This is a genomic window from Burkholderia sp. NFPP32 (genome assembly GCF_900119325.1).
In the GTDB taxonomy this organism is placed as follows: domain Bacteria; phylum Pseudomonadota; class Gammaproteobacteria; order Burkholderiales; family Burkholderiaceae; genus Burkholderia; species Burkholderia pyrrocinia_C.
The window spans coordinates 175,885-200,118 of the sequence record NZ_FPJP01000006.1; the positions used below are offsets into that span (position 1 = coordinate 175,885).

The 24,234-nt window shown below is 68.6% G+C and carries 26 protein-coding genes and 2 pseudogenes; 9 read left to right on the top strand and 19 right to left on the bottom strand.

Annotated elements, in window-relative coordinates; genetic code table 11:
- The first annotated feature begins 30 nt into the window (after positions 1-30).
- Positions 31-813, top strand: a complete 783-nt coding sequence (locus BT264_RS14685) for a substrate-binding domain-containing protein (RefSeq protein WP_072437842.1) — start codon at positions 31-33, stop codon at positions 811-813.
- 24 nt (positions 814-837) lie between these two features.
- Here the strand turns inward: BT264_RS14685 and dctA are convergent, their stop codons facing one another.
- From dctA to BT264_RS39185, 3 genes are all read right to left on the bottom strand, one after another.
- Positions 838-2,160 carry a C4-dicarboxylate transporter DctA gene (gene dctA, locus BT264_RS14690; protein WP_072437990.1) on the bottom strand — a complete coding sequence of 441 codons (1,323 nt, stop codon included), beginning with the start codon at positions 2,158-2,160 and terminating at the stop codon, positions 838-840.
- A gap of 43 nt (positions 2,161-2,203) precedes the next feature.
- Positions 2,204-3,127, bottom strand: coding sequence for a LysR family transcriptional regulator (locus tag BT264_RS14695; protein WP_072437841.1), 924 nt, complete (start codon positions 3,125-3,127; stop codon positions 2,204-2,206).
- A gap of 114 nt (positions 3,128-3,241) precedes the next feature.
- Complete coding sequence (locus tag BT264_RS39185; protein WP_177318355.1) at positions 3,242-3,412, bottom strand: hypothetical protein; 171 nt, start codon at positions 3,410-3,412, stop codon at positions 3,242-3,244.
- A 12-nt stretch (positions 3,413-3,424) separates the two neighbouring features.
- Between BT264_RS39185 and BT264_RS14700 the strand changes: the two genes are divergently transcribed.
- Both BT264_RS14700 and BT264_RS14705 read left to right on the top strand, forming a co-directional pair.
- Positions 3,425-4,285 (top strand): UdgX family uracil-DNA binding protein, encoded by an 861-nt coding sequence (locus BT264_RS14700; protein WP_371287093.1) that lies wholly within the window; start codon positions 3,425-3,427, stop codon positions 4,283-4,285.
- Positions 4,230-4,439, top strand: a pseudogene (locus tag BT264_RS14705) (hypothetical protein); the annotation flags it as partial. The gene BT264_RS14700 and the pseudogene BT264_RS14705, both read left to right, overlap by 56 nt.
- Before the next feature lie 108 nt (positions 4,440-4,547).
- Here BT264_RS14705 and BT264_RS14710 read toward each other — a convergent pair.
- The 8 genes from BT264_RS14710 to BT264_RS14750 all read right to left on the bottom strand — a co-directional run bounded on the left by BT264_RS14710 (position 4,548) and on the right by BT264_RS14750 (position 12,430).
- Positions 4,548-5,156 carry a DUF892 family protein gene (locus BT264_RS14710; RefSeq protein WP_072437840.1) on the bottom strand — a complete coding sequence of 203 codons (609 nt, stop codon included), beginning with the start codon at positions 5,154-5,156 and terminating at the stop codon, positions 4,548-4,550.
- 54 nt (positions 5,157-5,210) lie between these two features.
- Positions 5,211-5,816, bottom strand: a complete 606-nt coding sequence (locus BT264_RS14715; protein WP_072437839.1) for a DUF4142 domain-containing protein — start codon at positions 5,814-5,816, stop codon at positions 5,211-5,213.
- A gap of 131 nt (positions 5,817-5,947) precedes the next feature.
- Complete coding sequence (locus BT264_RS14720; RefSeq protein WP_072437838.1) at positions 5,948-6,517, bottom strand: hypothetical protein; 570 nt, start codon at positions 6,515-6,517, stop codon at positions 5,948-5,950.
- A 52-nt stretch (positions 6,518-6,569) separates the two neighbouring features.
- Positions 6,570-6,869 carry a DUF2795 domain-containing protein gene (locus BT264_RS14725; protein ID WP_072437837.1) on the bottom strand — a complete coding sequence of 100 codons (300 nt, stop codon included), beginning with the start codon at positions 6,867-6,869 and terminating at the stop codon, positions 6,570-6,572.
- A gap of 33 nt (positions 6,870-6,902) precedes the next feature.
- A complete protein-coding gene (locus BT264_RS14730; RefSeq protein WP_072437836.1) occupies positions 6,903-7,928 on the bottom strand; it encodes an SDR family oxidoreductase in 1,026 nt (341 codons plus the stop codon).
- 27 nt (positions 7,929-7,955) lie between these two features.
- Positions 7,956-8,351 carry a BON domain-containing protein gene (locus BT264_RS14735; RefSeq protein ID WP_072437835.1) on the bottom strand — a complete coding sequence of 132 codons (396 nt, stop codon included), beginning with the start codon at positions 8,349-8,351 and terminating at the stop codon, positions 7,956-7,958.
- Between the two features lie 328 nt (positions 8,352-8,679).
- Entirely contained in the window at positions 8,680-10,986 is a 2,307-nt protein-coding gene (locus tag BT264_RS14745) for a hybrid sensor histidine kinase/response regulator (RefSeq protein WP_072437833.1), read from the bottom strand.
- 76 nt (positions 10,987-11,062) lie between these two features.
- Positions 11,063-12,430 carry a sigma-54-dependent transcriptional regulator gene (locus tag BT264_RS14750; RefSeq protein ID WP_072437832.1) on the bottom strand — a complete coding sequence of 456 codons (1,368 nt, stop codon included), beginning with the start codon at positions 12,428-12,430 and terminating at the stop codon, positions 11,063-11,065.
- 347 nt (positions 12,431-12,777) lie between these two features.
- Here BT264_RS14750 and BT264_RS14755 point away from each other — a divergent pair, with 347 nt between their 5' ends.
- Complete coding sequence (locus tag BT264_RS14755; RefSeq protein ID WP_072437831.1) at positions 12,778-13,836, top strand: sigma-54 interaction domain-containing protein; 1,059 nt, start codon at positions 12,778-12,780, stop codon at positions 13,834-13,836.
- A 52-nt stretch (positions 13,837-13,888) separates the two neighbouring features.
- Here the strand turns inward: BT264_RS14755 and BT264_RS14760 are convergent, their stop codons facing one another.
- Together BT264_RS14760 and BT264_RS14765 are read right to left on the bottom strand one after the other, a co-directional pair.
- Positions 13,889-14,212 carry a four-helix bundle copper-binding protein gene (locus BT264_RS14760; protein ID WP_072437830.1) on the bottom strand — a complete coding sequence of 108 codons (324 nt, stop codon included), beginning with the start codon at positions 14,210-14,212 and terminating at the stop codon, positions 13,889-13,891.
- A gap of 21 nt (positions 14,213-14,233) precedes the next feature.
- The gene (locus BT264_RS14765) at positions 14,234-14,371 is read right to left on the bottom strand and encodes a hypothetical protein (protein WP_083534020.1); all 138 of its coding nucleotides are present in this window, start codon (positions 14,369-14,371) and stop codon (positions 14,234-14,236) included.
- A gap of 310 nt (positions 14,372-14,681) precedes the next feature.
- Between BT264_RS14765 and BT264_RS40485 the strand changes: the two are divergent.
- Positions 14,682-14,810 (top strand): annotated as a pseudogene (locus tag BT264_RS40485) (DUF6566 family protein); the annotation flags it as partial.
- Between the two features lie 15 nt (positions 14,811-14,825).
- Here BT264_RS40485 and BT264_RS14770 read toward each other — a convergent pair.
- Positions 14,826-16,358 carry an FAD-dependent oxidoreductase gene (locus BT264_RS14770; RefSeq protein WP_072437829.1) on the bottom strand — a complete coding sequence of 511 codons (1,533 nt, stop codon included), beginning with the start codon at positions 16,356-16,358 and terminating at the stop codon, positions 14,826-14,828.
- Positions 16,359-16,610: 252 nt separating this feature from the next.
- Here BT264_RS14770 and BT264_RS14775 point away from each other — a divergent pair, with 252 nt between their 5' ends.
- The gene (locus BT264_RS14775) at positions 16,611-17,771 is read left to right on the top strand and encodes an NAD-dependent formate dehydrogenase (RefSeq protein ID WP_072437828.1); all 1,161 of its coding nucleotides are present in this window, start codon (positions 16,611-16,613) and stop codon (positions 17,769-17,771) included.
- A 50-nt stretch (positions 17,772-17,821) separates the two neighbouring features.
- Here the strand turns inward: BT264_RS14775 and BT264_RS14780 are convergent, their stop codons facing one another.
- The 5 genes from BT264_RS14780 to BT264_RS14800 all read right to left on the bottom strand — a co-directional run bounded on the left by BT264_RS14780 (position 17,822) and on the right by BT264_RS14800 (position 21,107).
- Positions 17,822-19,246: an aminotransferase-like domain-containing protein gene (locus tag BT264_RS14780; protein ID WP_072437827.1), complete on the bottom strand. Its 1,425-nt coding sequence runs from the start codon at positions 19,244-19,246 to the stop codon at positions 17,822-17,824.
- A 360-nt stretch (positions 19,247-19,606) separates the two neighbouring features.
- A complete protein-coding gene (locus BT264_RS14785) occupies positions 19,607-19,855 on the bottom strand; it encodes a hypothetical protein (protein ID WP_072437826.1) in 249 nt (82 codons plus the stop codon).
- 32 nt (positions 19,856-19,887) lie between these two features.
- Positions 19,888-20,343 (bottom strand): DUF1269 domain-containing protein, encoded by a 456-nt coding sequence (locus tag BT264_RS14790; protein ID WP_072437825.1) that lies wholly within the window; start codon positions 20,341-20,343, stop codon positions 19,888-19,890.
- Positions 20,344-20,418: 75 nt separating this feature from the next.
- On the bottom strand, positions 20,419-20,616 hold the full coding sequence (locus BT264_RS14795; RefSeq protein ID WP_072437824.1) for a hypothetical protein: 198 nt from the start codon (positions 20,614-20,616) through the stop codon (positions 20,419-20,421).
- 41 nt (positions 20,617-20,657) lie between these two features.
- A complete protein-coding gene (locus BT264_RS14800) occupies positions 20,658-21,107 on the bottom strand; it encodes a phosphate-starvation-inducible protein PsiE (RefSeq protein WP_072437823.1) in 450 nt (149 codons plus the stop codon).
- A gap of 391 nt (positions 21,108-21,498) precedes the next feature.
- Here BT264_RS14800 and BT264_RS14805 point away from each other — a divergent pair, with 391 nt between their 5' ends.
- The 3 genes from BT264_RS14805 to BT264_RS14815 all read left to right on the top strand — a co-directional run bounded on the left by BT264_RS14805 (position 21,499) and on the right by BT264_RS14815 (position 23,737).
- On the top strand, positions 21,499-22,566 hold the full coding sequence (locus tag BT264_RS14805; protein ID WP_072437822.1) for a Dyp-type peroxidase: 1,068 nt from the start codon (positions 21,499-21,501) through the stop codon (positions 22,564-22,566).
- The gene (locus BT264_RS14810; protein ID WP_072437821.1) at positions 22,559-23,374 is read left to right on the top strand and encodes a family 1 encapsulin nanocompartment shell protein; all 816 of its coding nucleotides are present in this window, start codon (positions 22,559-22,561) and stop codon (positions 23,372-23,374) included. Before BT264_RS14805 ends, BT264_RS14810 begins: the two co-directional genes overlap by 8 nt.
- Positions 23,375-23,467: 93 nt before the next feature.
- Positions 23,468-23,737, top strand: coding sequence for a hypothetical protein (locus BT264_RS14815; RefSeq protein WP_072437988.1), 270 nt, complete (start codon positions 23,468-23,470; stop codon positions 23,735-23,737).
- Positions 23,738-24,234: the final 497 nt, after the last annotated feature.

Consider the following 24,234-nt stretch of genomic DNA (forward strand, 5'->3'; position numbering starts at 1 on the left):
AACCTGCCCCGACTCCGCACGACCACAACCATGAAAAACCTGTTCCTGAAACTGTGCGCGACCGCGCTCGTCGCCACCTCCGCAGTCGCCCCGAACGTACAGGCCGCCGAGCTGCACGTGATGAGTTCGGGCGGCTTCACCGCGGCCTACAAGCTCCTTGGCCCGCAGTTCGCGTCCCGCACGGGCAACACGCTCGACACCGCGCTCGGCCCGTCGATGGGCAAATCGCCCGAGGCGATTCCGAACCGGCTCGCGCGCGGCGAGCCTGCCGACGCGGTGATCATGGTCGGCTACGCGCTCGACGATCTGATCAAGCAAGGCAAGGTGATCCCCGGATCGCGCGTCGAGCTGGCCGATTCCCGCATCGGCATGGTCGTGCGCGAAGGCGCGGCGAAACCGGACATCAGCTCGGCCGAAGGCCTGAAGCAGGCGCTGCTGCACGCAAAGTCGATCGCCTACTCGGATAGCGCGAGCGGCGTCTATATCGAGCGGGAGTTGTTCAGGAAGCTCGGCATCGAGGATCAGGTGAAAGCGAAGGCGAAGATGGTCCCGCGGATCCCGGTCGCGTCCGTGGTCGCGAACGGCGACTACGAAATCGGCTTCCAGCAGGTGAGCGAACTGCTGCCCGTCCATGGCGCGACCTTCGTCGGCAAGATTCCCGAATCGCTGCAGTCGGTCACACGCTTCGCCGCCGGCATCCCAGTCGGCGCGCAACATCCAACGGAAGCGAAGGCACTCCTCGACTATCTCGCGTCGCCCGACGTGCAGCCGGAAGTGAAGTCGACCGGACTGGATTCCGTCTCCGCACAGTAAGCACGAACCACGGGAAGGCGTGCGTCAGACAGCCTTCCCGTCGCGCCCGGCGTTGTCCGCGGCATCATCGGCGCAGTTCAGGTTCGCCGGCTCGGCCGCGCTCAGCATCCGCGCGAGCCGCTCACGATCGCACTCCCCTTCCCACGACGAAACGAAGATCACCGCGCACGCATTGCTGATCACGCTCGTCAGCGCGCGCGCCTCGGACATGAAGCGATCGATGCCGACCAGCAGCGCGACCCCGGCAACCGGCAGGTCGGGCATCACAGCGAGCGTCGCGACGAGCGCGACGAGCCCGCTGCCGGACACGCCGGCCGCCCCCTTCGACGTAAGCAGCATGACGGCGAGCATCGCCGCGATTTGCGGCGCGGAAAGCGGCACGTCGCACGCCTGCGCGATGAACAATGCCGCGAGCGTCAGGTAGATCGCCGTGCCGTCCAGGTTGAACGAGTAGCCGGCCGGCAGCACGAGGCCCACGACGCCCTTGTCGCACCCCAGCGACTCCAGCTTGACGATCAGCCGCGGCAACACCGGCTCCGTGGACGAGGTCGCGAGGACGATGAGCAATTCCTCGCGCAGGTAGCGCAACAGCCGCCACAACGCGAAACCGTGCAGTCGTGCGAGCGGCGCAAGCACCAGCGCGACGAACAGCACGCAGGCCACGTAGAACGACGCCATCAGCCTCGCGAGCGAGCCAACCGAGCCGATGCCGAAGCGGCCCACCGTGAACGCCATCGCGCCGAATGCGCCGAGCGGCGCGAGCCGCATGATCATCGCGAGCACGCGAAAGACGATCTGCGCGACGCCGTCGATCAGCGCCAGCACGGGCCGACCGGCCTGCGGATACGCATTCAGCGAAAAGCCGAACAGCAGCGACAGCAGCAGCACCGGCAGCACCTCGCCCTTCTGGAACGCGCCGAGCAACGTATCGGGGATCACGCTCAGCGCGAACTCGACGAGCCCGTGCGGTTGCGCATGCCGTACATATTGCGCGAGGATGCTCGAATCGAGATGGCGCACGTCGACATGCATGCCGGCGCCGGGCCGCAGCACGAACGCGGTGACGAGCCCGAATGCGAGTGCGGCGGCGGTCAGCAGATAGAACAGCACCAGCGCGCGCACGATCGTGCGCCCGATGGCCTTGCCGTTCGCCAGCGACGTGATGCCGGAGACGATCGTGCAAAACACGATCGGCGCGATCATCATCCGCACGAGGCCGACGAATGCATCGCTGAGCGGCTTGAGCAGCGCGCCTGCCGACGGCCAGAAGTGGCCGACGCTCACGCCGAGCACCATCGCCAGCAGAACCTGCACGTAGAGCGAACGGAGCGGTCTTGCCAGCCTCACGATGCGGTGTTCCCCGATGTCCTGTTTGTGTTCTTGATCTTCGTCACTTCGATGCATCGCTGCTTGCGGCACCGCCGCGTTTCGCGTCGACGATCGCCCGGTGAAACTCCTCCGCGGCCGGCGTCAGCGCGCGGCCGCGCCGTTTCACGATGCCCACCCGGCGCTTGACCACCGGTTCGACGAGGGGCACGCTCGTGAGCACGGGATGGTCGTGTCCGGGCATCGCCATCGACGGTACCGCGGCGACGCCGAGCCCGGCTTCGATCAACCCGAGCAGGGTCGTCACGTGGCGCGTCTCGCACACGCTCGGCGCCCGCGGCGCGACGGTCGTCAATGCCTGGTCGAGCAGCAGGCGGTTGCCGGAAGTCTTGTCCACCGACACATACTCGTACTCGTAAAGCTCGTTCCAAGTCACGCGCTTCTTGCGCGCGAGCGGATGATCGCGCCGGCACGCGGCAACAAACCGTTCCTGCAGCAGCAGCTTGAACTCGATCTCCGGCTCCTGGCTGCCCATGAAACTCACGCCGAAATCGGCCTCGCCGCTGATGACCGCGCCCAGCACCTCGTTCGCGCTCGCGTCCAGCAACTTGACCCTGATGCGCGGAAAGCGGCGATGATAGCTCGCGATCACGTTCGGCAAGAAGTAGTAGGCCACCGACGGCACGCATGCGATCGTCACATGACCGAGGCGGCTCGACGAAACGTCGCGGATGCCGAGCAGCGCGACGTCGAGATCGTCCAGCAGTTGCTCGGCGCTCGGCGCGAACACGCGCCCGACGGTGGTCAGCGTGACGCTGCGGGTGGTGCGCTCGAACAACCGCACGCCGAGCGCTTCCTCGAGTTTGTCGATCCGGCGACTCAGCGCGGGCTGCGAAATGCTGATCGCGTCGGCGGCCTTTCGGAAGCTTCCCAGCTCCACCACCGCGCGAAACGCCTGCAAGTCGGTCAAATCGAAGTTGATTCCCACGGGCCACGCCTCCGCATTTCAGATGCCGGGTATTGTGCATGATTCGGGCAAGCTCACCCAGCCCGGAGATGCCCGGCTCCTGCGCCCGCTACGCGCGGTGCCGCAGCGCATCGATCACGACGGAGAACGCGCGCGATGCCTGGCGGCGACCGCCGTCGCGCTCGTATGGTGCGGCCCGTCGACGGCGGCCGGATCGTCGCCGGGGATGGGTTGCATCGCGTCTCTCCCCGTCAGCGGATGCAGGCCGGCCGTAAGCTGCGCGCCCATGTCGACTGCATGCGGCATGCCGGTTGCTCCATGTTCCGTATCGTCGATATGGGAGCCATCGATGCGCGGGATGTCGATTTTCCAGCCAGGCCACGCGAGCGCGTCGCTTGCCGCGTGCAGGCCGGCGCGTCGGTTCGCGCAGGCAGCCGCATGCGGCGCGCGAGCCCGCTCAAGAGGCGCCGCATGACGCGCCAGGCGGCCGCTCGTCCGGCCCCTGCCGCCCGCGGAGACGACGCGCCGGCGACGCTCGACGTGTGCCGACGCTGCGCGCTGTGGGAACACGCGACGCAACCGGTTCCGGGCGCCGGGCCCGTCGACGCAACGATCATGCTGGTCGGCGAGCAGCCGGGCGATCAGGAGGACCGCAAGGGTTTGCCGTTCGTCGGCGCGGCCGGCCGCATGCTCGACCGCGCGCTCGACGAGGCCGGAATCGAGCGCGCGCACGTCTACCTGACGAATGCGGTCAAGCACTTCAAATGGGAGCCGCGCGGCAAGCGGCGCCTGCACAAGACGCCCGCGCAACGCGAGGTCGCCGCGTGCCGCTACTGGCTCGAACGCGAGCTCGACGCGGTGCGCCCGCGCGTGATCGTCGCGCTCGGCGGTACCGCGCTGCGCGCGGTGCTGCAGGACAACGACGCGACGCTCGAGCGCACGCGCGCGCCGGTGCGGACCGCCGAAGGCCGGCTTGTCGTCGCAACCTGCCATCCGTCGTATGTGCTGCGTACGCGCGGCGCCGACTCTCGCGAACACGCATACCGGACGCTCGTCGATGCGTTGCGTACCGCGTCGCGCCTCGCGCGCGGCCACGGCGACGGCCAAGGCCACGGCGACCAAAATGGCAACGACGGCAGCAACGGCGGCCGGCCGGGCGCATCGGGAGACGCCGGATGAGCGGCCCGCGCCGCGGCCTGCGGCCGCGAAGCCGTGGTACCGGCGGCTCGGCCCGGGCCTGCTCGCGGGCGCATCCGACGCCGACCCGAGCAACGTCGCCGTCTACGCACCGGCGGGCAGCCAGTTCGGCTTCAACATGCCGTGGATGGTCGTCGGCATGCCGACGTGATCCGGCTCCGGCGAATCGTTGCGCCCACAACGTGATGGCACGTGATGGCAGCCAGGCCGCCGGCAATCCGCCGCTGCCCGGCTGCCGCTCCCGTTACATCATCTTGCCGCGCGAGCGTTCGGCACGCGCCGCATCGGCCGCCGATTCGACCTTCTTCACCTCCTCCGGCGGCGGCAGCACGGCCTTGAAGCCCATCGACTCGATCCACATCTCGCGTGCCCAGCCGCGCGTGTGGTACAGGTGGTGATCCTCGTCGGCCTCGACCTCGTCGTGCGCGCCCTTCAGCACCTTCGCGGCATCGCCCGACAACTGGTCGGCCGCATAGCCGATCAGCTCCCAGTTCAGGTGGTCCTTGGTCTCGGCGAGCACCACGCATTCGGCCGCGACGATCTGCGCGACGGCCGGATCGGCCTGCTTGCGCGCCTGCTCGATCACGTGGACGAGCGACTTCCCGGTGGCCGCCACCGCGCTGCGCCCGGGCGACTGCGCGTCGGGATCCATGCCGAGCGTATCGAACACCTTGCGCAGCACCTCCTGATGATGGAGCGTCTCGCGGTGGTACTTCTCCCATTCCTTGTGCAAATCCTCGTCGGTCGCGCACTGCAGCGCAGCCTCGTAGATCTTCGCGCCGCCAAGCTCGGTTTCATACGCCTGACAAAGCAGTTCGCGGATGCCTTCGTGCTTCTGTTGCCGGTGTGCCATGAACGTCTCCAGGATACGGGCCGCACATGCGGCCCGGGGTTGAACGGGCACGCGTCATTGCGCGCCCACCTTGCGCTCGAGCGCCTGCGCCAGGCTCAGGTGATGCCTGAGCGTCGGCAGCGCGGCGCTCGCAAACGCGCGCAGTTCGGCGTCCCCGCCGTCTCGAGCCTCGCCTTCGAACAGCGCGACGGCCTCGCGATGCGCATCGGGGCCGGCCGCCGCGACGTACGCGACGTCGAAATCGTGGCCGCTCTTGCCGCGCAGCGCCTCGACGTCCGGGTCCGCGATCTGATCGGCCTGCGGCTTCATGCCCTTGCGCGCGGCAATCTCGTTCAGCCGCGCGTTCGCCTTGCCGTGATCGGCCACCATGCGCTGCGCGAACGCGCGCACGTCCGGCGACTGCGCCTGCTTCAGCGCAAGCTGGCTCGCCTGCACCTCGGCCTTGCCGGCGATCGCGGCCTTGTCGATGAATTCCGCGTCGCCGCCCTGCGGCGCCTTCGCGATCCGTGCATCGCCCGCGCCCGACGACGGGTCGATCACGCCGCCCGGCGCGCGCGAATTCGACGCGGGCGGCCCGCCCGGCATCTGCGCATGCACGAGGCCCGGGACAGCGAGCGCGAGCGCGGCGAGTGCTGCGATCGTCCAGTTGAAGTGCTTCATCCGTCTTCTCCTTGCTTGGGGCGGCCGGGACCGACAACCGCCAGCCGCCGCCGATAGAACCGCCGTTCGGGCGCGATGTCCGGCCCGTCCCGCCCTCGCGTGCCCTCACGCGACCGGCGCGTTGCAGCCGATCAGTTCGTCCTGCTCCCCGACGCGGCGGCGTCCGGCCGGCGCACCGGATCGAAGTCGCGCCATTCGCCGTCCTGCCAGTCGCCTTCGACGCGCTCGATCGACATCGCGCCGGTCGCGCGCAGCACGTCCTCCGCCGTGTTCGCGGTATCGGGCGTCACGCGCGCGGCCAGGATCACGCCGGTGTCGCTGTGCGCGAGCGCGCCCTTGCCTTCGACGCGCTCGCCGCGCATCCGGCCGAGCGCGCCGCCGAGCGCGCCAAGATACGCGCCGGCCAGCGCGCCGGCGGCCGGCACGAACCACTCGCGCACGCCGAGTGCGTAAGCGGCCAGCCCCGCGACGACGCCGATCAACAACCCGCGCATCGCGCCGATCATCGCGCCGCGGCCGCCCGGCTTAGCCGCCGAGTCGGCATATACGTCGCCGCCGATCGGAAAGCGCGCATGCTGGCCGCCCGGGTTCAGGAAGAAGATCGACACGTCGTCCGGGCCGAACGCGCGTTCGTACAGGTAGCGCGCCCCGCCTTCCGCTTCGTCGAACGTCGTGAAGCGGCCTGCGACGATCATCGCCATGTTCGTGCTCCTCGTGACGGTGCGCCGCGTGGGCGGCGCGACATGGCGGCGCTTACATCAGCCGCCCGAGTTCCTTCGACACGGACGCCGGCGTGCCGTATTCGCGATCGGGAATGCGCGTGAGCAGGTCGATCACGCCGCGGTCCGCATGCGCGCGCTCCGCGCACTGGACGACGTCCGCCTTGCTCGCCGGATAGTCGAGCCCCTTCAGCGTCTTCCGGATGTCGACCGGGCCCGGCGCCTTGCCGTGCCCGGTCTGGTGGCCGCCCTTGTCGCGGTCCTGCACCGCGCGCTCGCCTTCGTGCGAACGCGAGCGGCTGAGTTCGTGGCCCGTGTGCAATCGGGATGTCATCGAAGCCTCCTTCGGAAAAATGCCGGGCTTGGCTCACGTGGAAGCGCGTCGCGAACGCGCGAGCGCGGCCACCACGAGCGCCGCGCCCAGCGCGACCGCACCCGCGACCTTCGGCCGCTGCACCACCGTGTTGTACGCGCAACCGCGCAGCACCGGCCCGTCCATGCCTTCGCGCTCGTGCAGCGCGTGACGCGACTCGTACAGCGCGTTGTCGTCGCGCGGCCGCGCGGGCCGCACCGTGCGCTGGCCGCGCGAGAACAGCGTGGCCGCGACGCGATCGAACAGGTGCGGCGCGTGGTACGCGCTCGCCGACGCGAATTTCGCGGCGCCGCCGACGAACAGCGTGCGGCGCGCGTGCGCGGCCGCGAACAGGATCGCGTCGGCGACGAGAGTGGGGTCGTAGATCGGCGGCGGCAGCTTCGCTTCGACGTTCATGTAGTTCTTCGCGTGCATCACGAACATCGTATCGATCGCGGCCGGCTTGATCAGCGTGACGGATACTGGCAGGTGGTCCGCTTCCATCTCGAGCCGCAGCGAATCGGTGAAGCCCTTCACCGCGTGCTTCGACGCAACGTAGGCGCTTTGCAGCGGCACCGGCGCGTCGGACGCCTCGCTGCCCATGTTGATGATCGCGCCGCCGTGGAAATCGCTCTTGCGCCGGAAATGGTCGGCCGCGACGAGCGACCCGTGCACGACGCCCCAGTAGTTGGTATCGAACAGCCGCCGCTGATCCTCGAGCGGCACGGCGGCCGCCGTGCCGAAGATCGACACGCCCGCGTTGTTGATCCACGTATCGAAACCACCATATGTATCGACCGCGGCCGCGGCCGCGCGCTGCAGATCCTCGATGTTGCCGACGTCGCCGGCGACCGGCACCGCGAGGCCGCCGTGCTGGCGGATTTCGTCGCACAGCGTGTTCAGCGCCTCCTGGTTGCGTGCGAACAGCACGAGCTTCGCGCCGCGCCGTGCCGCCTTGCGCGCGGTGACGAGGCCGATGCCGCTCGTCGCGCCGGTAATCACGATCGTCTGCTCGCCGACCGGTTTGAGCATGCAGTTCATGACTGGACTCCTGTTACGGCGCCGACGTCACTTGGGCCGGATGGTCAGCTGATCGCGCACGCTCCGCACGCCGTCGAGCTGCTTCACGACGCCGACGGCCTGCGTACGCTGCTGCTCGTCGGGCACGCTGCCGGTGAGCGTCACGATGCCGCGCCGCGTCTTCACATGGATGTCGCCGGCCGTCAGGCCGCTCGTGCCGATGAGTTCGGCCTTCGCCTTGGTCGTGATCGTCGCGTCGCGGATCTTCATGCCGGTCGTCGAATGCGACGACGACGACGCGGCGCTGTCGTCGCCGGCGGCGATCACGTTCGGCGCGACCATTGCGCAGGCCGTGGCCGCGGCGATCGCGACGACCATGCCGATGCGCTTTGCGGGATGACGACCCGATCGCGGTGACCGGGCTTGCAGCGGGAATATCTTCATCGTGACCTCCTTTCGTCGGGCCGGCATGGCCGGCGGGCACGTGTCACCCGCGCAAGGCGCGTGCCGCGGCGCCGGCGCCGCATGCACGCGCGTGGCGCCTGGTGGAGGTGCTTTCATCCAATGCGTTGTAATTTTTTCGGCGCGCATCAGCCGGGCATGACGATTGCCGGGCGATGGGTAACGGGCGGGTAACGGGCGCGCGTCGACGCGCCTGCCCGCATCGGGCGACATCATGAGGGAATCGCATCGATCGGCGAACGCGCACCGGCGCGGGAAAGGAGATACCCGCGGAACCCTCGGCACGACGGCGCGCTACGCATGCGCGGCGTCAGCCGGTGCGCTTCGTTACCTGCGCAATCTTGCGCGCCAGTTCGCGCACGTCGACGGGCTTGCACAGATAACCTTCGAACCCGGCTTCGAGCGCGCGGCGTTCGTCGGCGAGGCCCGCGTGCGCGGTCACGGCCAGCACGCGCAGGTCGGACAGCCCGCCGCCGCCGTTCATCGCGCTGCGCCGCAACGCATCGAGCAGCCAGAATCCGTCGCCGTCCGGCATCGCGAGATCGGACAGCACGACGGTCGGCCGCATGTCGGCGGCCACCGCGAGCGCTTCCCGGCCCGACGATGCGATCGCGACAGTCGCGCCGAACGTGGTCAGCGCGGCGGTCAGGCTCGTGCGCGTCGTTGCATCGTCGTCGACGATCAGGATGCGCTGCGCATCCAGCACGAGCGGCTCGTGACGGCCATCCGCCTGCGCGATCCCCCAGGCCATCGCGCCCATCGGCTGCCAGCCGGCCGGCAGCGTCACCGTAAACGTCGCGCCGCGATTGCGGCCCGCGCTCTCGACGGCCACGCTGCCGCCGTGCAGTTCGACGATATGCCGCACGATCGACAGGCCGAGCCCGAGGCCGCGCCGCGACGACGCGGGCGAATCGTCCGCACGGCGGAACATGTCGAACACGAACGGTGCGAACTCCGCCGCGATACCCTGCCCGGTGTCGGACACGGTCAGCACCACGCGCGTATCGACGCGCGCCAGCGCGACCGTCACGGCGCCGCCGCTCGGCGTGAACTTGAGCGCGTTCGACACGAGATTCGACAGCATCTGCCGCAGCCGCTCGGCATCGCCCGACACGATGCAGGTGGCCGCCGTGCATTCGAACTCGAGCACGATACCGGCCGACGACGCGGCCGTCTGGAACGCGCCGACCGAGTCGGAGAACAGCCGCACGACATCCACCGGCATCGCGTCGAGCTGCAGCTTGCCGGTCGCGAGCGACGATGCGTCGAGGATGTCGCCGACCATCCGCGTGAGCGAGCGAGCGCTGCGGTCGATCGCGTCGATCGCCTGCTGCTGCAGCGCGTCGTCGCCCGCGTTGCGCAGCACCTCGACCCAGCCGTAGATCACGTTCAGCGGCGTGCGCAATTCGTGCGATACCGTCGCAAGCAGCTCGTCCTTCAGGCGGTTCGACGTATCGGCCTGGTCGCGCGCATGGCGCGCGCGCTGCAGCGAGCGCAGCGTGCGCAGGTCGCGCAGGCGCTGCGCGCCGGTTTCGCGCAATGTCAGCGACAGCGCGACGCACGCACGCGCGTCGCCGCTCACCGGGCCCGCAGCCGCCGTCGCACGAAAGCGCCGGCCATCGCGTCGCACGCACAGCAGGTCGATCGGCCCGACCGCTTCGCGCATATCGTCGAACGATTCGGCGAACGGCCTGCGTTTCAGCCAGCGCATCGCGACCAGCGATTCGAACGCGCGCCCGAGCGCGTCGCCTTCGTCATAGCCGAACAGGCGCTGCGCGGCCGGGTTCCAGCTGACGATGCGGCCGCCGGCATCGACGCCGACGATCGCGTCCGGCGATGCGTCGACCACCGCGCGCTGCAGCCGCGACGCGTCGACGCGCGAACGATCCGCGCCGGCATCGCGCAACAGCAGCACCGCGCCGTCGATGTTGCCATCGACATCGGCGATCGGCGACGCGACCTCGACGATCGGCACCGGCTCGCGACCGTCCGCATGCAGCCAGTGCTGGTCGGACACGACGCCCGCGCCGCCGAGCGCGCGATCGAGCGGCGTCGCCGGCACGCGGCGGCCGGCGCGATCGAACACCCGCAGCACGTCGCGCGCGGCGCGGCCCGTCGCATCGGCTGGTGCGCAGCCGACGAGTGCAGCCGCGGCCGCGTTCATGTACGTGAGCCGTCCGTTCGTATCGGTTGCGATCACACCATGCGGCAGCGCCTGCAACACGGTTTCGAGCCGCCGATGCCTGGCCGCTTCGCGCCGGCGCGCGTATTCGTTCGTGAGTCGCGCGTGCCGCAGCATCGACGCAATCGCGCAGACGAGCGCACCGATCAGCACGAGCGTCCCGAGCCGGACGAGCCGCTCGGGCAGCGGCTCCGTATAGGCAGCCGGATCGGACAGGAACAGCGTCCACACGAGCATGCCGCTGATCACGGTCGCCACCATCCCGAACAGGAACGAGGTGGCCCACGCGGCGCCCGCGAGCAGCGGGTAGTAGAGGACGAACGGCAGGTTCACGCCGCCGAAGCGGATCGCGAGCGCCTGCAGCACGGTCGCGATCGCGACCAGCATCACGGCCGTTGCGTAATTCCCGGCGCGCATGCGCGAGAAGTCGATCATCGGATACGCTCCTGCCGCGCGACGACGATGCGCGACGCCACGCGGGAACGGGTGCACGAGCGCGATCGCGGCGGCATCAGGAATCCGGCTTGTCCGCTTCGTCTTCCAGTTGCGCGAGCCGGTTGTAGATCGTCTTCAGGCTGACGTCGAGCACTTCGGCCGCCTGCGCCTTCACGCCGCCGCATTGCGCGATCGTGCCGAGGATCAGCCGCCGGTCGACTTCCTCGAGCGGCGTGCCGAACGGCACGGTCACGCGATCCTCGTGCGAATCGACCATGTTCGACAGCTCTTCCATGATCGGCGGCGGCAGCGTCTCGATCACGTCCGCATCGCTGAAAATGCTCGCTCGCTGCACGAAGTTGCGCAGTTCGCGCACGTTGCCGGGCCATTCGTGGGTCTTCAGCGCTTCGCGCGCGGCCGGCGCGAAGCGCAGATGCCGGCCGCTCTCTTCGTTGAAATGCTGCAGGAACGCGTCGGCGAGCATCGGGATGTCGTCGCCGCGCTCGCGCAGCGGCGGCAATGGAATCGGAAACACGTTGATCCGGTGAAACAGGTCGGGCCGCAGCTTGCCGTCCGCCATCGCGGCTTCCGGATCGCGGTTCGTCGCGGCGACGATGCGCACGTCGACGTCGATCTCGCGCGTCGAGCCGAGCCGCGTAAGCCGCCCCGTCTCCAGCACGCGCAGCAGCTTGACCTGCGATTCGACCGGCATCTCGGTGATCTCGTCGAGAAACAGCGTGCCGCCGTCCGCGCGTTCGAAGAAGCCCTTGTGCTGGCGCTCGGCGCCGGTGAAGCTGCCGCGGTCGTGGCCGAACATCTCGCTCTCGACCAGGTTCGCGGCGATCGCGCCGCAGTTCACCGCGAGAAACGGGCCGCGGCGGCGCAGGCTCAGGTCGTGCACCGTCTGCGCGGCCAGCTCCTTGCCGGTGCCCGATTCGCCCGTCAGCAGCACCGAAGCCTCGGTGCGCGCGACGCGGCCGATCGCATCGTAGACGGCCTGCATCGCGGGCGAGCTGCCGAGCATGCGGCCGAAACGCCCGAGGCGCTTCAGCTCCGAGCGCAGCTCGGCAATCTCTTCGTGCAGCGCGGTCGTGCGCGGCACGCGCGCGAAGATGCTGTTCAGCCGCTGCATGTTCAGCGGCTTCACGAGATAGTCGGTCGCGCCGCGCCGCAATGCGTCGATCGCGGTTTCGAGGCTCGCGTGGCCGGTGGTCAACACCATTTCGCAGTGCGAGCGTTTCGGCAATGCGTCGAACAGATCCATGCCGTTGCCATCCGGCAGCACGAGATCGCACAGCACGAGATCGGGGGTATGCGTCGTGACGAGCGTGCGCGCTTCTTCGAGCGTCGCGGCCGTATCGCATGCGAGCTGCTGCGTGCGTGCGAGTGTCGCGAGCATCGTGCGCGTATCGGCATCGTCTTCGACGATCAGGACATAGGGCATCGAGGCTCCTTGTGAGGCGGCCCGGCGCGGGCACTGGCCGGAACCGCGACGGATGTGCGGCGCAGCACGCGCGGCCGGCACACGGCAACACCTTCCGCACTGCATACCAATGAGCGGACCGGCCGTCCTGCAATGAAAAACGCTGCTTCGAAGTATAGAAGACCCCGGTCGCGCATTCGTCGCTCATCGAATAAATCTATCTGCCGCGGCGGCTCGCATTGCCAGATTCAATGTCGCGCCGTTGGTATAAAAGGTAAGCTCCGTACAGGAAAACGACGCATGCCACGTCGTTTTTTCATCAGACCTCGACAATATTCGGTCAAATCTTCCTGATTCGATATCGCGCCATGGCGAAAACCGGCGATGACAGCGCGCGACTCTTCGGTCGCTCGCGTACGATCCAGGCCCTTTTACTGAAGGTGTCGCGCGTCGCGACCACGCACGCCAGCGTGCTGATCGTCGGGGAAAGCGGCGCCGGCAAGGATATCGTCGCGCGTCTCCTGCACGACCTGAGCCCGCGGCGGCGCGGGCCGTTCGTCCCCGTCAACTGCGGGGCGATCGCGCCCGACATCGCGGAATCGCATCTGTTCGGTCACGAAAAAGGCAGCTTCACCGGCGCGGTCGCGCAGCATGTGGGCATGTTCGAAGCCGCGTGCGGCGGCACGCTGTTCCTCGACGAGATCGCGGAAATGCCGGGCGAGCTGCAGGTCAAGCTGCTACGCACGCTCGAATCGAACACGATCGTGCGCGTCGGCGGCCATGAATCGATTCCGCTCGACGTGCGGATCGTCGCGGCCACGCATCACGATCCCGTCGAGGCCGTGCGCAGCGGCCGGCTGCGCGAAGACCTGTTCTACCGAATCGCGATGATCGCGCTGCATGTGCCCCCGCTCAGGCAGCGCGAGGACGATGTCGGTGATATCGCTCTCCAGATCGTCGAGCGGCTGAATGCGCGGCACCGCACGAGAAAGCGCCTGTCGATGCAGGCGATGAAGGCGCTGCGCGCGTATACGTGGCCCGGCAACGTGCGCGAACTGCGCAATGCGCTCGAGCGTGCGTTCATCCTCGCGGACGAGCAGATCGACCTGCAACTGCCGCGCCGCCAACCGCCGCACGAGGAAGTGCGCCACAACGCGATGACGCTGCATATCGGCACGACGCTCGCGCACACGCAGCAGCGCTTCATCGCCGCGTCGCTGCGGCATTTCAACGGCGACAAGCCGCGCACCGCGAAAGCGCTCGGCATCAGCCTCAAGACGCTGTACAACCGTCTCGCGCTGCTGCCCGAGCACGAGCGCAGCGCGGTGAACGGCGCTGCGGCGCCGAACCCCGGTGACGCGGGCGCCGCCACCATCGCCACCACCAGCGCGAGCGCAGCCCCGCCGCCGGGCGCACCGAATCAGTGAGCGCGGCAGCGCGTCGCGCACCGGGGTCAGCGCGCCCCGCGACCGCACATGCTCATGCCATCGCGCGGCACATCGCCGCGCACGTTTCGCACGCGAGCGCGCAGTTGCGGCAATGATCGTGCGCATGCAGCAGGCATTCGGTCGCGCACAGGTCGCACGCCTGTGCACACATTGCGCACACGCTCGGCACGAGCACACTGCGGCGCGCCATCGCGCCCGACGCGAAGCGGCACAGCTGCGCGCATTCGATATCGAGCGCGATGCAGGCCGCCAGCGCGTGCCCGTCGGGTTCCGCGAGGCACGCGGCCAAACACGCATCGCACGCGTGTGCACACGCGTCGCACGCGGCCATGCAGTTGTCGTATCGATCGTCCATCGCATCGCTCCTCGTTCCGGTTCACATACGTCGGGGTTCGAGCTGCACCTTCATCCGGCCCGGTTCGCGCGCGACCGCATCGGCCATATCGGCGATATCCGGGTCGGGCACCGTATCGATGCGAATGTCACCGCTGCCGTGAAATATGACGGCTTTCATGTGCGGCCCTCGTTGTCGAAAGCGGGACGGCGAACGTGACCGTCGAACTGATCGAGCAAGGCGCGCGCCCGCGCAACGGCGCTAGCGTCAGGTCAAACAGCGGCGGGTTTGCGTCGAGTCGTGCGTCGCCTTCAATGCGGCAGCGCGGACGCGGCCTTCAGGCTCGCGACGATCATCTGCATCGCGATCGCCGCGAGAATCATCCCCATCGGGCGCTGCGTGACGGCCGTCACGCGCGAACGCACGACTGCGTGTCGTACGACGCAGCACCGCCGGATCCGCGTTCGCGACCGACGGAGTGCCCCGACCGATGCACGCAACCGACACCTTCGCGGATCACGAGATTCGCGTCGAAGCGACACACAACGCAAACGGTGCGTGGGTCGCGCAGGTGCGGATCTTCCGCGACGGCGCGCCCGTCGACCTGCCGGCACCCGAGCTGGCCGGGCCGCTGTCACGCGGCTGCAATCTGCCGCTCCAATGCCGCTTCCGCCGTCAGGCTGTCGAGATCGCGGCCGATCGTCGCGACCGCGAGCCGCGTGTCGCCGCGCCAGTATGCAATCGAGCAGTCGTGCGCGCCGAGGTCGCCGTCGATCTCGACGCGATCCCATTGCTCCGCATGCCCGACATAGTTGATCGTCATGTCGTAATGCTGGCTCCAGAAGAACGGCACCGCGTCGAACGGCTGCTGCTGCCCGAGCATGTTGCGCGCCGCGACGCTGCCCTGCCGCTCGGCGACGACCCAGTGCTCGACGCGAATGCGCTCGCCCGTCAGCGGATCGGGCCAGCGCGCGATGTCGCCGGCCGCGTAGACGCCGGGCGCGCTCGTCTGCAGGAAGCGGTCGACCGTCACGCCGCGCTCGGCCGCAAGCCCCGCGTCCTGCGCGAGCGCAACGTTCGGACGGACGCCGATGCCGACCACCACGACATCGGCCGGCAGCACGTCGCCGGTCGACAGCGTCACGCTGTCCGGTGCGATTTGCGCGAGCGTCGCGCCGAGATGGAACACGACACCATGCGATTCGTGCAGCGCCTTGATCGTACCGCCGAGCGCTTCGCCGAGCACGTGCGCCATCGGTTGCGCATCGGGCGCGACGACATGCACGTCGAGCCCGCGCGTGCGCAACGCAGCGGCCGCTTCGAGCCCGATGAAGCTCGCGCCGACCACGACGCAACGGCGCGCCGTTTTCAGCTTGCCGATCAGCGCGTCGCAGTCGGCGCGCGAGCGGAGCACGCACACGTGCGGCAGATCGGCGCCGGGCACGGTCAGCCGGTTCGGTTCGGCGCCCGTTGCAAGCAGCAGCGCGCCGTATCCGACGCGGCTACCGTCGGCCAGCTCGACCGCATGCTGCGCGGGATCGATCCGCGCGACGCGCGTGCCGCACCGCACGTCGATTCGATGGTCGGTATAGAACGACGGCGCGCGCAGCGGCAGCCAGTCGGCGTCGGCCGTGCCCGCGAGATAGTCCTTCGACAAATTCGGCCGGTCGTACGGCGGATCGCGGTCGGCGCTCAGCAGCGTGACGGGATGCGGATAACCTTCCTGCCGCAGCGTCACGGCGGCCGCGATCGCAGCGGCGCCGCCGCCTACGATCACCACCGATGCGGGCAACCCGGCCGCATTCAGCGCCGGCGGCGCGGCGGCCGGCCGCGCATCGAGCACGACGGCGCGACCGTCGCGGCGTTCGACGCGCCAGCACGGCAGCCCGTCGAGCGCCGGCGCGCGCAGCCGCGCGCCGGTGCGCAGGCAGAACGCCGCGTGGTGCCACGGGCAGCGGATCGTGTCGCCGACCAGCAGGCCGTCGGCCAGCGGCGCGCCGTAGTGCGTGCATTGCGCGCCCACGGCAAACAGTTCGTCGGCGCGGCGCACGAGCAGCACCGCTGCGTCGCCGACATGGCCCTCGATCATCGCGCCGTCGGCGATGTCGTCGAGCGCGATGCCCAGCGCGAGATCAGGGTGTGAAGACGAGGAATCGCTTCCGGACATGACATCGCTCCCGCAGAGTCAGGTAACGATCCCATTATCGGCGTCCTTCATGAAAAGAACAGGTACAGACGCCCCGCAGCGCACGCAAACACCGACTGTAGCTTGTACGCGATCCATGACCGGCGTAGAACGTCATCGACGTTGCGACGCAACACGCGGCGGCCGCGGCATCGTACTTCCGCGCGTACTTCCGCGCGGACCGCGCAATTCGCGTGCCGCTCCGCCTTCATTCCGTCACCAGAGGTTCTCCCGATGGCCACCGTCCTGTGCGTGCTCTACCCCGATCCCGTCGACGGCTATCCGCCGCGCTACGTACGCGACGCGATTCCGGTCATCGCGCAATACGCGGACGGACAAACCGCGCCGACGCCGGCCGGCCCCGTCGGCTTCCGGCCCGGCGAACTCGTCGGCTCGGTATCCGGCGCGCTCGGGTTGCGCGCTTATATGGAAACGCACGGTCACACGCTGATCGTGACGAGCGACAAGGACGGCCCCGACTCCGAATTCGAGCGCCGGCTGCCCGAGGCGGACGTGGTGATTTCGCAGCCGTTCTGGCCCGCGTACCTGACGGCCGAACGGATCGCCCGCGCGCCGAAGCTGAAGCTCGCACTGACGGCCGGCATCGGTTCGGATCACGTCGATCTCGACGCCGCGGCGCGCGCGCACGTCACCGTCGCCGAAGTCACGGGCTCGAACAGCATCAGCGTGGCCGAACACGTGGTGATGACGACGCTCGCGCTGGTGCGAAACTATCTGCCGTCGCATGCGATCGCTCAGCAAGGCGGCTGGAACATCGCCGATTGCGTGTCGCGCAGCTATGACGTCGAAGGCATGCATTTCGGCACGGTCGGCGCGGGGCGCATCGGTCTCGCGGTGCTGCGTCGGCTGAAGCCGTTCGGCCTGCATCTGCACTACACGCAGCGGCACCGGCTCGACGCCGCGATCGAGCAGGAACTCGCGCTCACGTATCACGCCGATGCCGCGTCGCTCGCCGGCGCCGTCGATATCGTGAACCTGCAGATCCCGCTGTACCCGTCGACCGAGCACCTGTTCGACGCGGCGATGATCGCGCGGATGAAGCGCGGCGCGTACCTGATCAACACCGCGCGCGCGAAGCTGGTCGACCGCGACGCGGTCGTGCGCGCCGTTACGTCAGGGCATCTCGCGGGCTACGGCGGCGACGTGTGGTTTCCGCAGCCGGCGCCGCCCGACCATCCGTGGCGCGCGATGCCGTTCAACGGAATGACGCCGCACATCTCGGGCACTTCGCTGTCCGCGCAGGCGCGCTATGCGGCCGGCACGCTGGAGATCCTGCAATGCTGGTTCGACGGCAAGCCGATCCGCAACGAATACCTGATCGTCGACGGCGGCACGCTCGCGGGAACGGGCGCGCAATCGTACCGGCTGACCTGATGCAACACGACGCGCGGGTTGCGTGTCGTTGCACGCGCCCGCGGCCGCGGTCAGCCGATACAGGACGCGGCGAGCTTGCCGACGGCGACGACCGCCTGCTCGATCTCCGGCGACCACGGGCTACTGTAGTTCAGCCGGATGAAGTTCCGGTAGCTGTCCGCGATCGAGAACATGTAGCCCGGCCCGATCGTGATCCCCTGCTCCAGCGCGAGCTGATACAGCCGCATCGCGTCGACCTGCGCGGGCAATTCGACCCACAGCACGTACCCGCCCGCCGGGCTCGAAATGCGCGTGCCCTCCGGGAAAAACCGCGACACCATCGCGCGCATCAGGTTCGCCTGCTGCGCGTACGCCTTGCGAATCCGCCTCAGGTGATGCTCGTAACCGTCGCGCTCGAGAAACTCCGCGATCGCCAGTTGCGGCAACGACGGCGTCGCGAGCGTGTTCAGGAATTTCAGCTTCTCGACCTGTTCGCGATAGCGGCCCGGCAACGCCCAGCCGATCCGGTACGCGGCCGTCAGGCTTTTCGAGAACGACGAGCAATGCAACACGATGTCGTTGCGGTCGTACGACTTCAGCGTGCTCGGATGCATGTTGCCGAAGTACAGTTCGTTGTACACACCGTTCTCGATGATCGGCAGGTCCGCTTTGGTTGCGAACTCAACCAGCTCGCGCTTGCGCTCGTCGGGCATCTGAAAGCCGAGCGGGTTCTGGAAGTTCGGCATCACCATGCATGCGGCGATCGGCTGCGACTTCGCAATCGCCGCCAGCGCCGCAATGTCGATCCCGTATTCCGGATGCGTCGCGACCTCGATCGCCTTCATCCCCATCCGCTCGATCGCGTGCAGCATCGCGTAGAACGTCGGCGATTCCACCGCGATCGTATCGCCCGGCGTCGCCACCGCCTGCAGACACAGGTTGATCGCCTCAGTCGCGCCGACCGTCACGATGATCTCGTTCGGATCCACCGACATCCCGTTTTCCAGGTAGCGGCGCGCGATCTGCCGGATCAGCCGCGGATGGCCGGGCGGCAGCCCGTCCGTCACGCCCCACAGCGACTTGTCGCGGCCGGCCGCATACGCATAGCGGTTCAGCTTCTCGAACGGAAACAGGCTCGGGTCCGGATACGGCGAGCCGAGCGGCACCGCGTCGTCGGTGCCGATCGAGCGCAGCGTCGACAGCACGAGCCGGCTCACGTCCACCGACGACGAGATCGCGATCGGCTTCGACGGCCGCAGCTCGCGCACCGGCGCATGGCTGTCGTCGCGGCGCAGGTTCACGAAGTAACCCGACTGCGGGCGGCTTTCCAGCAGCCCGCGGCTTTCGAGCAGCAGGTACGCATGAAGCACGGTCGTGATGCTGATCCGGTGCTGCTGGCTCGCCTGCCGCACCGACGGCACACGATCGCCGTGTCGATACACGCGTTGCCGGATGAGTCTCTCTATGTCGTTCGCGAATTTCTCGTAGAGCTTCATCCGCCTCGCCCCGCCAGCGGTGAACCGGCCCGGGACGCGTGCGCGTCCCGGCCGCGCCGATGCACGAAGCCGGATAGCCGTGCCCGGCCGCGGGCGTCCCGGTTCGAGCCTCGTCCGTTACCGAAATTGAAGGCGGATAGCAATGCGGATCCCATCAAGACAAGGATCGGCATCCTACTGCGTCATTTCGACGAATGTAAGTGACAGTTTGGCGATCAAACGCCAAATCCGGTTGGCGTGGTGAACAGATTCAAACGCGCCGGTGCGGCGCCGCGCTGCGCCGGCACAAGTCGTTTTGTATTTCCGATCGCCGGCAGCCGGCGACGACTCGATGCGTGTCCGGCGTGGCGATGCGTGGACTCACGCGTCGTCGACGTTGTCCGCGTAGTGGTCGATCGCGACCTTGCACTCGTCGAACACCACCGTCAGCTGCGCGACGTCGTTCGACTCGACCCACTTGCGGATCTGCAGGAAGTAGCCGGTGCCGAGATCGGCGATGCGGGCCGGATCGTCGGTCGTCACGTCGACGGTCGCGATCGCGCGGTTGCCGGGCAGCGGCGACAGCGTCGCCGCGATGTCGAAGCGCCGGTACGATTGATCGATGCGCATGCGGTTCTCCCGAAACGGTTGGAAGGCGGCGCTCAGCCGAGCGCCTGGCGGAAGACCTTGCCGCCGAATCCCGTCACGACGTTGTCGACCGAGAACGGCGTGGCTTCCTTCGCCTCGAGAATGATCGCGACGCTGCCGGGCACGAGCCGCGCGGCCACCGTCTCGACGAACGTGCCGTCGAGCAGCGCGTTGCCGGCCGCGTCCGCGAGGATGCCGGCACCCGCGCCGGCCGCCATGCCGGTGACCACGCCGAGCGGCCCGGCGAGGATCCCGAGCAGGCCGCCCGCGATCGCGCCGATCACGCCGCCCTTGAACGGCCGCGATTCGGCGGCGAGCACCGCGAGCTTGCCGGCCGCGTCCTTTTCGACGACGACGCCGTTCTCGATGCGGAATCCTTCATTCTTCTCCGACAGCGCCTCGAAATCGTTCGCCGCCTGGCGGGCCGTGTCGACGCTGCCGAACACGGCGACGATCAGTTGCTTGGTCATGCGACACCTCTCTCGTGTAGATGGGCATATGCTGCCGGCGCACATCGCGCGGCGCGCCGGCAACCCGGTGTTCATTCAGATGCCTGTGGCTTCGACACGTGCGCGGGCTGCCTCGACATACGCATGCGCGGCCGCCTGCTGCATCGCGACGACGGACGGCGCACGTGCGCGCGCCGGATCGGCGTCACGCGCGTCGCGTGCCTGCCGGTACGCGTCCGACGACGCGTGCTGCAAATCGATCGCCTGCTTCGTTGCGACGGAATGCGTGCTCATCCGGCCCCTCCTGTAGAAACATGGTGCATATCGTTCGCGCGTCACCGGCCCACATGCGCGTCCTCCTCGACATCGTCGACGTCGGCCGGAAAACGATGCTGGCCGAAGCTCAGGATCAGCACGCCCACCGCGAGCAGCACGATCCCGAACGTCGTCATCAGCATCCGCTCGGGGCCGTCGGTCGCGCCGCGCAGGATCAGGTCGCGCGCGAGCGACGTCATCGCAATGAACAGCGGAAACCGCACGGGCAGCCGGCCGAGCCGCAGGTAGCGCACGTTCATCGCGAGCACTTCCAGATACAGGAACATGAGAAGCAGGTCGGTCAGCGACACCTCGCCCGCGAGCACGACCTTCCACGCTTCCTGCGTCATCGCGAACGCGGTCGCGAGACCGATCACGATCAGCCCGGCCAGTTCGGCCGCGTGAAGGAAATGGCCGAAGCGGCGACGGATGCGCTCGGACGGCGAACAGGAAACGGTGGACGTATTCAAGGTGACGGTCGGTATGAAGATCCGTGAGCGGTACCGGGCAGCGGGACCTAATCTACTGCACGCTGCACGGACGCTCAAGAGCACAGCGCCGCGCATGCCAGGAGTACAGCTGCGCGGCCGCCGCGCAAATTCCGGCCCCGTTTGACGCATTCGAATGACAGATTGACGATACGTGTTCCAAAGACCCGCCGAAGCTGCTAGATTGCATGCTCGACGACGTTGCGCGGTGCGGGCAAGTCACGCGCCGGGCGGCCGGCCGCCGCCGCTGCGGCCCGTTGCGCAATGCCCGCGCAACGTCCTTCATCCGCATGTCACAAAGAGAACAGTCGCATGACACAGTCCAACCGTTCGCCTTCGCGCGCCGCGGCAGCCGCGGCCCGTCCGCCCCGACATGACTGACCGGCAGGCCGCGATGCAGACACCTCCCCCGCTCTCCCAGGCCGTTCACAGCCCGATCACGCGCAGCGCGATCTTCCTCGTGGCAACGATCAATCCCGGCGCCGATCACGCCGACACGATCCGTTCATGGTGCGGCGACATCGCCGCGCTCGTGCGCTCGGTCGGCAAGCGCGTGCCCGGCGGCAACCTGACCTGCGTGTGCGGCTTCGGCGCCGACGCGTGGGATACGCTGTTCGGCGACCCGCGCCCCGCGTCGCTGCATCCGTTCCGCGAATTCGGCGCCGGGCAGCGCATCGCGGTCGCGACGCCGGGCGACATCCTGCTGCACATCCGCGCCGAAGCGATGGACCTGTGCTTCGAACTCGCGACGCAACTGCTCGGCGCGCTCGGCAGCGCCGTCACGGTCGTCGACGAGGTGCACGGCTTCCGCAATTTCGACCAGCGCGCGATGATCGGCTTCGTCGACGGCACCGAGAACCCCGAAGGCCGCGAAGCGGTCGACTTCACGGTGATCGGCGATGAAGATGCCGAATTCGCCGGCGGCAGCTACGTGATCGTGCAAAAGTACCTGCACGACATGGCCGGCTGGAACGCGCTCGCGGTCGAGACGCAGGAGCGCATCATCGGCCGCACCAAGCTGTCCGACATCGAGCTCGCGCCGGACGTGAAGCCGTCGTCGTCGCACAGCTCGCTGACCACGCTCGACGAGAACGGCCAGGAAGTGAAGATCCTGCGCGACAACATGCCGTTCGGGCGTCCGGGCGCCGGCGAATTCGGCACCTATTTCATCGGCTATGCGCGCTCGCCGGCGCCGATCGAGCAGATGCTCGAGAACATGTTCGTCGGCCGCCCGCCCGGCAACTACGACCGCCTGCTCGACTACAGCCGCGCGGTCACCGGCTCGCTGTTCTTCGTGCCGTCGGCCGACCTGCTCGAAGCGCTCGCCGATCGCGCGGCGCCGGCCGCCGACGCCGCGCAACCGGAATCCTCGTCGTCCGCGCCGCAGCGCGACGGCTCGCTGAAAATCGGCTCGCTGAAAGGAACCCAAGCCTATGAATAACCTGCACCGCGAACTCGCCCCGATCTCGTCGTCCGCCTGGGAACAAATCGAGGAGGAAGTGGCGCGCACCTTCAAACGATCGGTGGCCGGCCGCCGCGTCGTCGACGTCGACGGCCCCGCGGGCCCCGAGCTGTCGGCCGTCGGCACCGGGCACCTGGTGGAGGTCGCCGCGCCGCGCGAGCAGGTGAACGCGCGGCTGCGCGAAGTCCGCACGATCGTCGAGCTGACGGTGCCGTTCGAACTGAGCCGCGATGCGATCGACAGCGTCGAGCGCGGCGCGCGCGACGCCGACTGGCAACCGGCGAAGGACGCCGCGCAGCGGCTCGCGTTCGCCGAGGACAACGCGATTTTCGACGGCTACCCGGCCGCCGGCATCGTCGGCATCCGCGAAGGCACGTCGAACCGCAAGCTCACGCTGCCGGCGGACGTCAGCGCGTACCCGGACGCGATCAGCGACGCGCTCGAAGCGCTGCGGCTCGCGGGCGTCGACGGCCCGTACTCGGTGGTGCTCGGCTCGGACGCGTATACCGCGCTCAGCGAGGCGCGCGACCAGGGGTATCCGGTTCTCGGCCACATCAAGCGGATCGTCAGCGGCGAGATCATCTGGGCGCCGGCGCTCAGCGGCGGCTGCGTGCTGTCGATGCGCGGCGGCGATTACGAGTTGCACCTCGGGGAAGACGTATCGATCGGCTACACGAGCCATAGCGACAAGGCCGTCCGCCTGTACCTGCGCGAAACCTTCACGTTCCTGATGCTGACAAGCGAAGCATCGGTGGCCGTGGCGCCGCAGGCCAGCACGGCCACCTGATCCAGGTTGCCTGCGCGCGATGCCCGCCCGGGCGTCGCGCGCGACCGGCCGCATGTTCGTCGCCGATCGAACCCATCTTGCATGGAGAATGTCATGAGCGATACGAATGATGCATTGCAGGCACTGCAAGCGTCGGTCGACAGCCTGAAGAAAACGGTCGATGCGAACGCGGGCAGCGAGGCCGGCGACACCGCCGTGCTGTTTACCGTCGTGTCGCTGATGCTGGCCGAGTTGCCGCCCGACACGCGCAACCTGATCGAGGATTCGTTCTCCGTCTGGGCCAATGGTCTGCCGAATGCGGCACTGTCGACGGACGTGAAGCAGATCGCCCGCCAGCGGCTCGCGATGAAACTGTCCGACTGATCGCGGTTCGCCACGGTTGGCGCCATGTCCGGCCCGTACCGTGCAACTGGACCTCTCGTTCGGCCGCCACGCACGCATCGGCTGCGATGCGCGCGCGGCCGGCCCACCCGCATCACCGTCCGTTTGCCGCCGACCGGCGCCCTGCGCGCCGATGTCGCACCGCGATCCGTTCGCGTTTCCCTCCCCCGTGCCTCCAGTCACCGCACGCTGCACATGCCGCGCGCGCCCGCGTCGCCGCGTGCGCGCCCGTCTGTACTCCTTGTCCCCCGTGCGTGCGCGCATGTGAGGGTGCAATTCGCAGTCGGTCCGGCGCGAAACTGTGTCTTGGATGCCTCCCGCCGAGGCGCTATTTTGAACGCAGTCGAAGCGATGCCGTGGGCTCCTCGCAGCATGCGCGCTCCCCGCCGCGACCGTGCGCCTCGCCGGCGCGCGCGGCGCGACAGCGTGGGCGCGGCCCGCGCGCCGCCGCGCCTCTCGTCGCGTGTTCGCGGTCGGCA

Excerpts from the sequence above, each read along its gene's own strand:
- BT264_RS14685 (WP_072437842.1), top strand. The coding sequence starts at position 31 with ATGAAAAACCTGTTCCTGAAACTGTGCGCGACCGCGCTCGTCGCCACC.
- BT264_RS39185 (WP_177318355.1), bottom strand. The coding sequence starts at position 3,412 with ATGCCGCATGCAGTCGACATGGGCGCGCAGCTTACGGCCGGCCTGCAT.
- BT264_RS14700 (WP_371287093.1), top strand. The coding sequence starts at position 3,425 with ATGTTCCGTATCGTCGATATGGGAGCCATCGATGCGCGGGATGTCGAT.
- BT264_RS14710 (WP_072437840.1), bottom strand. The coding sequence starts at position 5,156 with ATGGCACACCGGCAACAGAAGCACGAAGGCATCCGCGAACTGCTTTGT.
- BT264_RS14715 (WP_072437839.1), bottom strand. The coding sequence starts at position 5,816 with ATGAAGCACTTCAACTGGACGATCGCAGCACTCGCCGCGCTCGCGCTC.
- BT264_RS14720 (WP_072437838.1), bottom strand. The coding sequence starts at position 6,517 with ATGGCGATGATCGTCGCAGGCCGCTTCACGACGTTCGACGAAGCGGAA.
- BT264_RS14725 (WP_072437837.1), bottom strand. The coding sequence starts at position 6,869 with ATGACATCCCGATTGCACACGGGCCACGAACTCAGCCGCTCGCGTTCG.
- BT264_RS14730 (WP_072437836.1), bottom strand. The coding sequence starts at position 7,928 with ATGAACTGCATGCTCAAACCGGTCGGCGAGCAGACGATCGTGATTACC.
- BT264_RS14735 (WP_072437835.1), bottom strand. The coding sequence starts at position 8,351 with ATGAAGATATTCCCGCTGCAAGCCCGGTCACCGCGATCGGGTCGTCAT.
- BT264_RS14745 (WP_072437833.1), bottom strand. The coding sequence starts at position 10,986 with ATGATCGACTTCTCGCGCATGCGCGCCGGGAATTACGCAACGGCCGTG.
- BT264_RS14750 (WP_072437832.1), bottom strand. The coding sequence starts at position 12,430 with ATGCCCTATGTCCTGATCGTCGAAGACGATGCCGATACGCGCACGATG.
- BT264_RS14755 (WP_072437831.1), top strand. The coding sequence starts at position 12,778 with ATGGCGAAAACCGGCGATGACAGCGCGCGACTCTTCGGTCGCTCGCGT.
- BT264_RS14760 (WP_072437830.1), bottom strand. The coding sequence starts at position 14,212 with ATGGACGATCGATACGACAACTGCATGGCCGCGTGCGACGCGTGTGCA.
- BT264_RS14765 (WP_083534020.1), bottom strand. The coding sequence starts at position 14,371 with ATGAAAGCCGTCATATTTCACGGCAGCGGTGACATTCGCATCGATACG.
- BT264_RS14770 (WP_072437829.1), bottom strand. The coding sequence starts at position 16,358 with ATGTCCGGAAGCGATTCCTCGTCTTCACACCCTGATCTCGCGCTGGGC.
- BT264_RS14775 (WP_072437828.1), top strand. The coding sequence starts at position 16,611 with ATGGCCACCGTCCTGTGCGTGCTCTACCCCGATCCCGTCGACGGCTAT.
- BT264_RS14780 (WP_072437827.1), bottom strand. The coding sequence starts at position 19,246 with ATGAAGCTCTACGAGAAATTCGCGAACGACATAGAGAGACTCATCCGG.
- BT264_RS14785 (WP_072437826.1), bottom strand. The coding sequence starts at position 19,855 with ATGCGCATCGATCAATCGTACCGGCGCTTCGACATCGCGGCGACGCTG.
- BT264_RS14790 (WP_072437825.1), bottom strand. The coding sequence starts at position 20,343 with ATGACCAAGCAACTGATCGTCGCCGTGTTCGGCAGCGTCGACACGGCC.
- BT264_RS14795 (WP_072437824.1), bottom strand. The coding sequence starts at position 20,616 with ATGAGCACGCATTCCGTCGCAACGAAGCAGGCGATCGATTTGCAGCAC.
- BT264_RS14805 (WP_072437822.1), top strand. The coding sequence starts at position 21,499 with ATGACTGACCGGCAGGCCGCGATGCAGACACCTCCCCCGCTCTCCCAG.
- BT264_RS14810 (WP_072437821.1), top strand. The coding sequence starts at position 22,559 with ATGAATAACCTGCACCGCGAACTCGCCCCGATCTCGTCGTCCGCCTGG.
- BT264_RS14815 (WP_072437988.1), top strand. The coding sequence starts at position 23,468 with ATGAGCGATACGAATGATGCATTGCAGGCACTGCAAGCGTCGGTCGAC.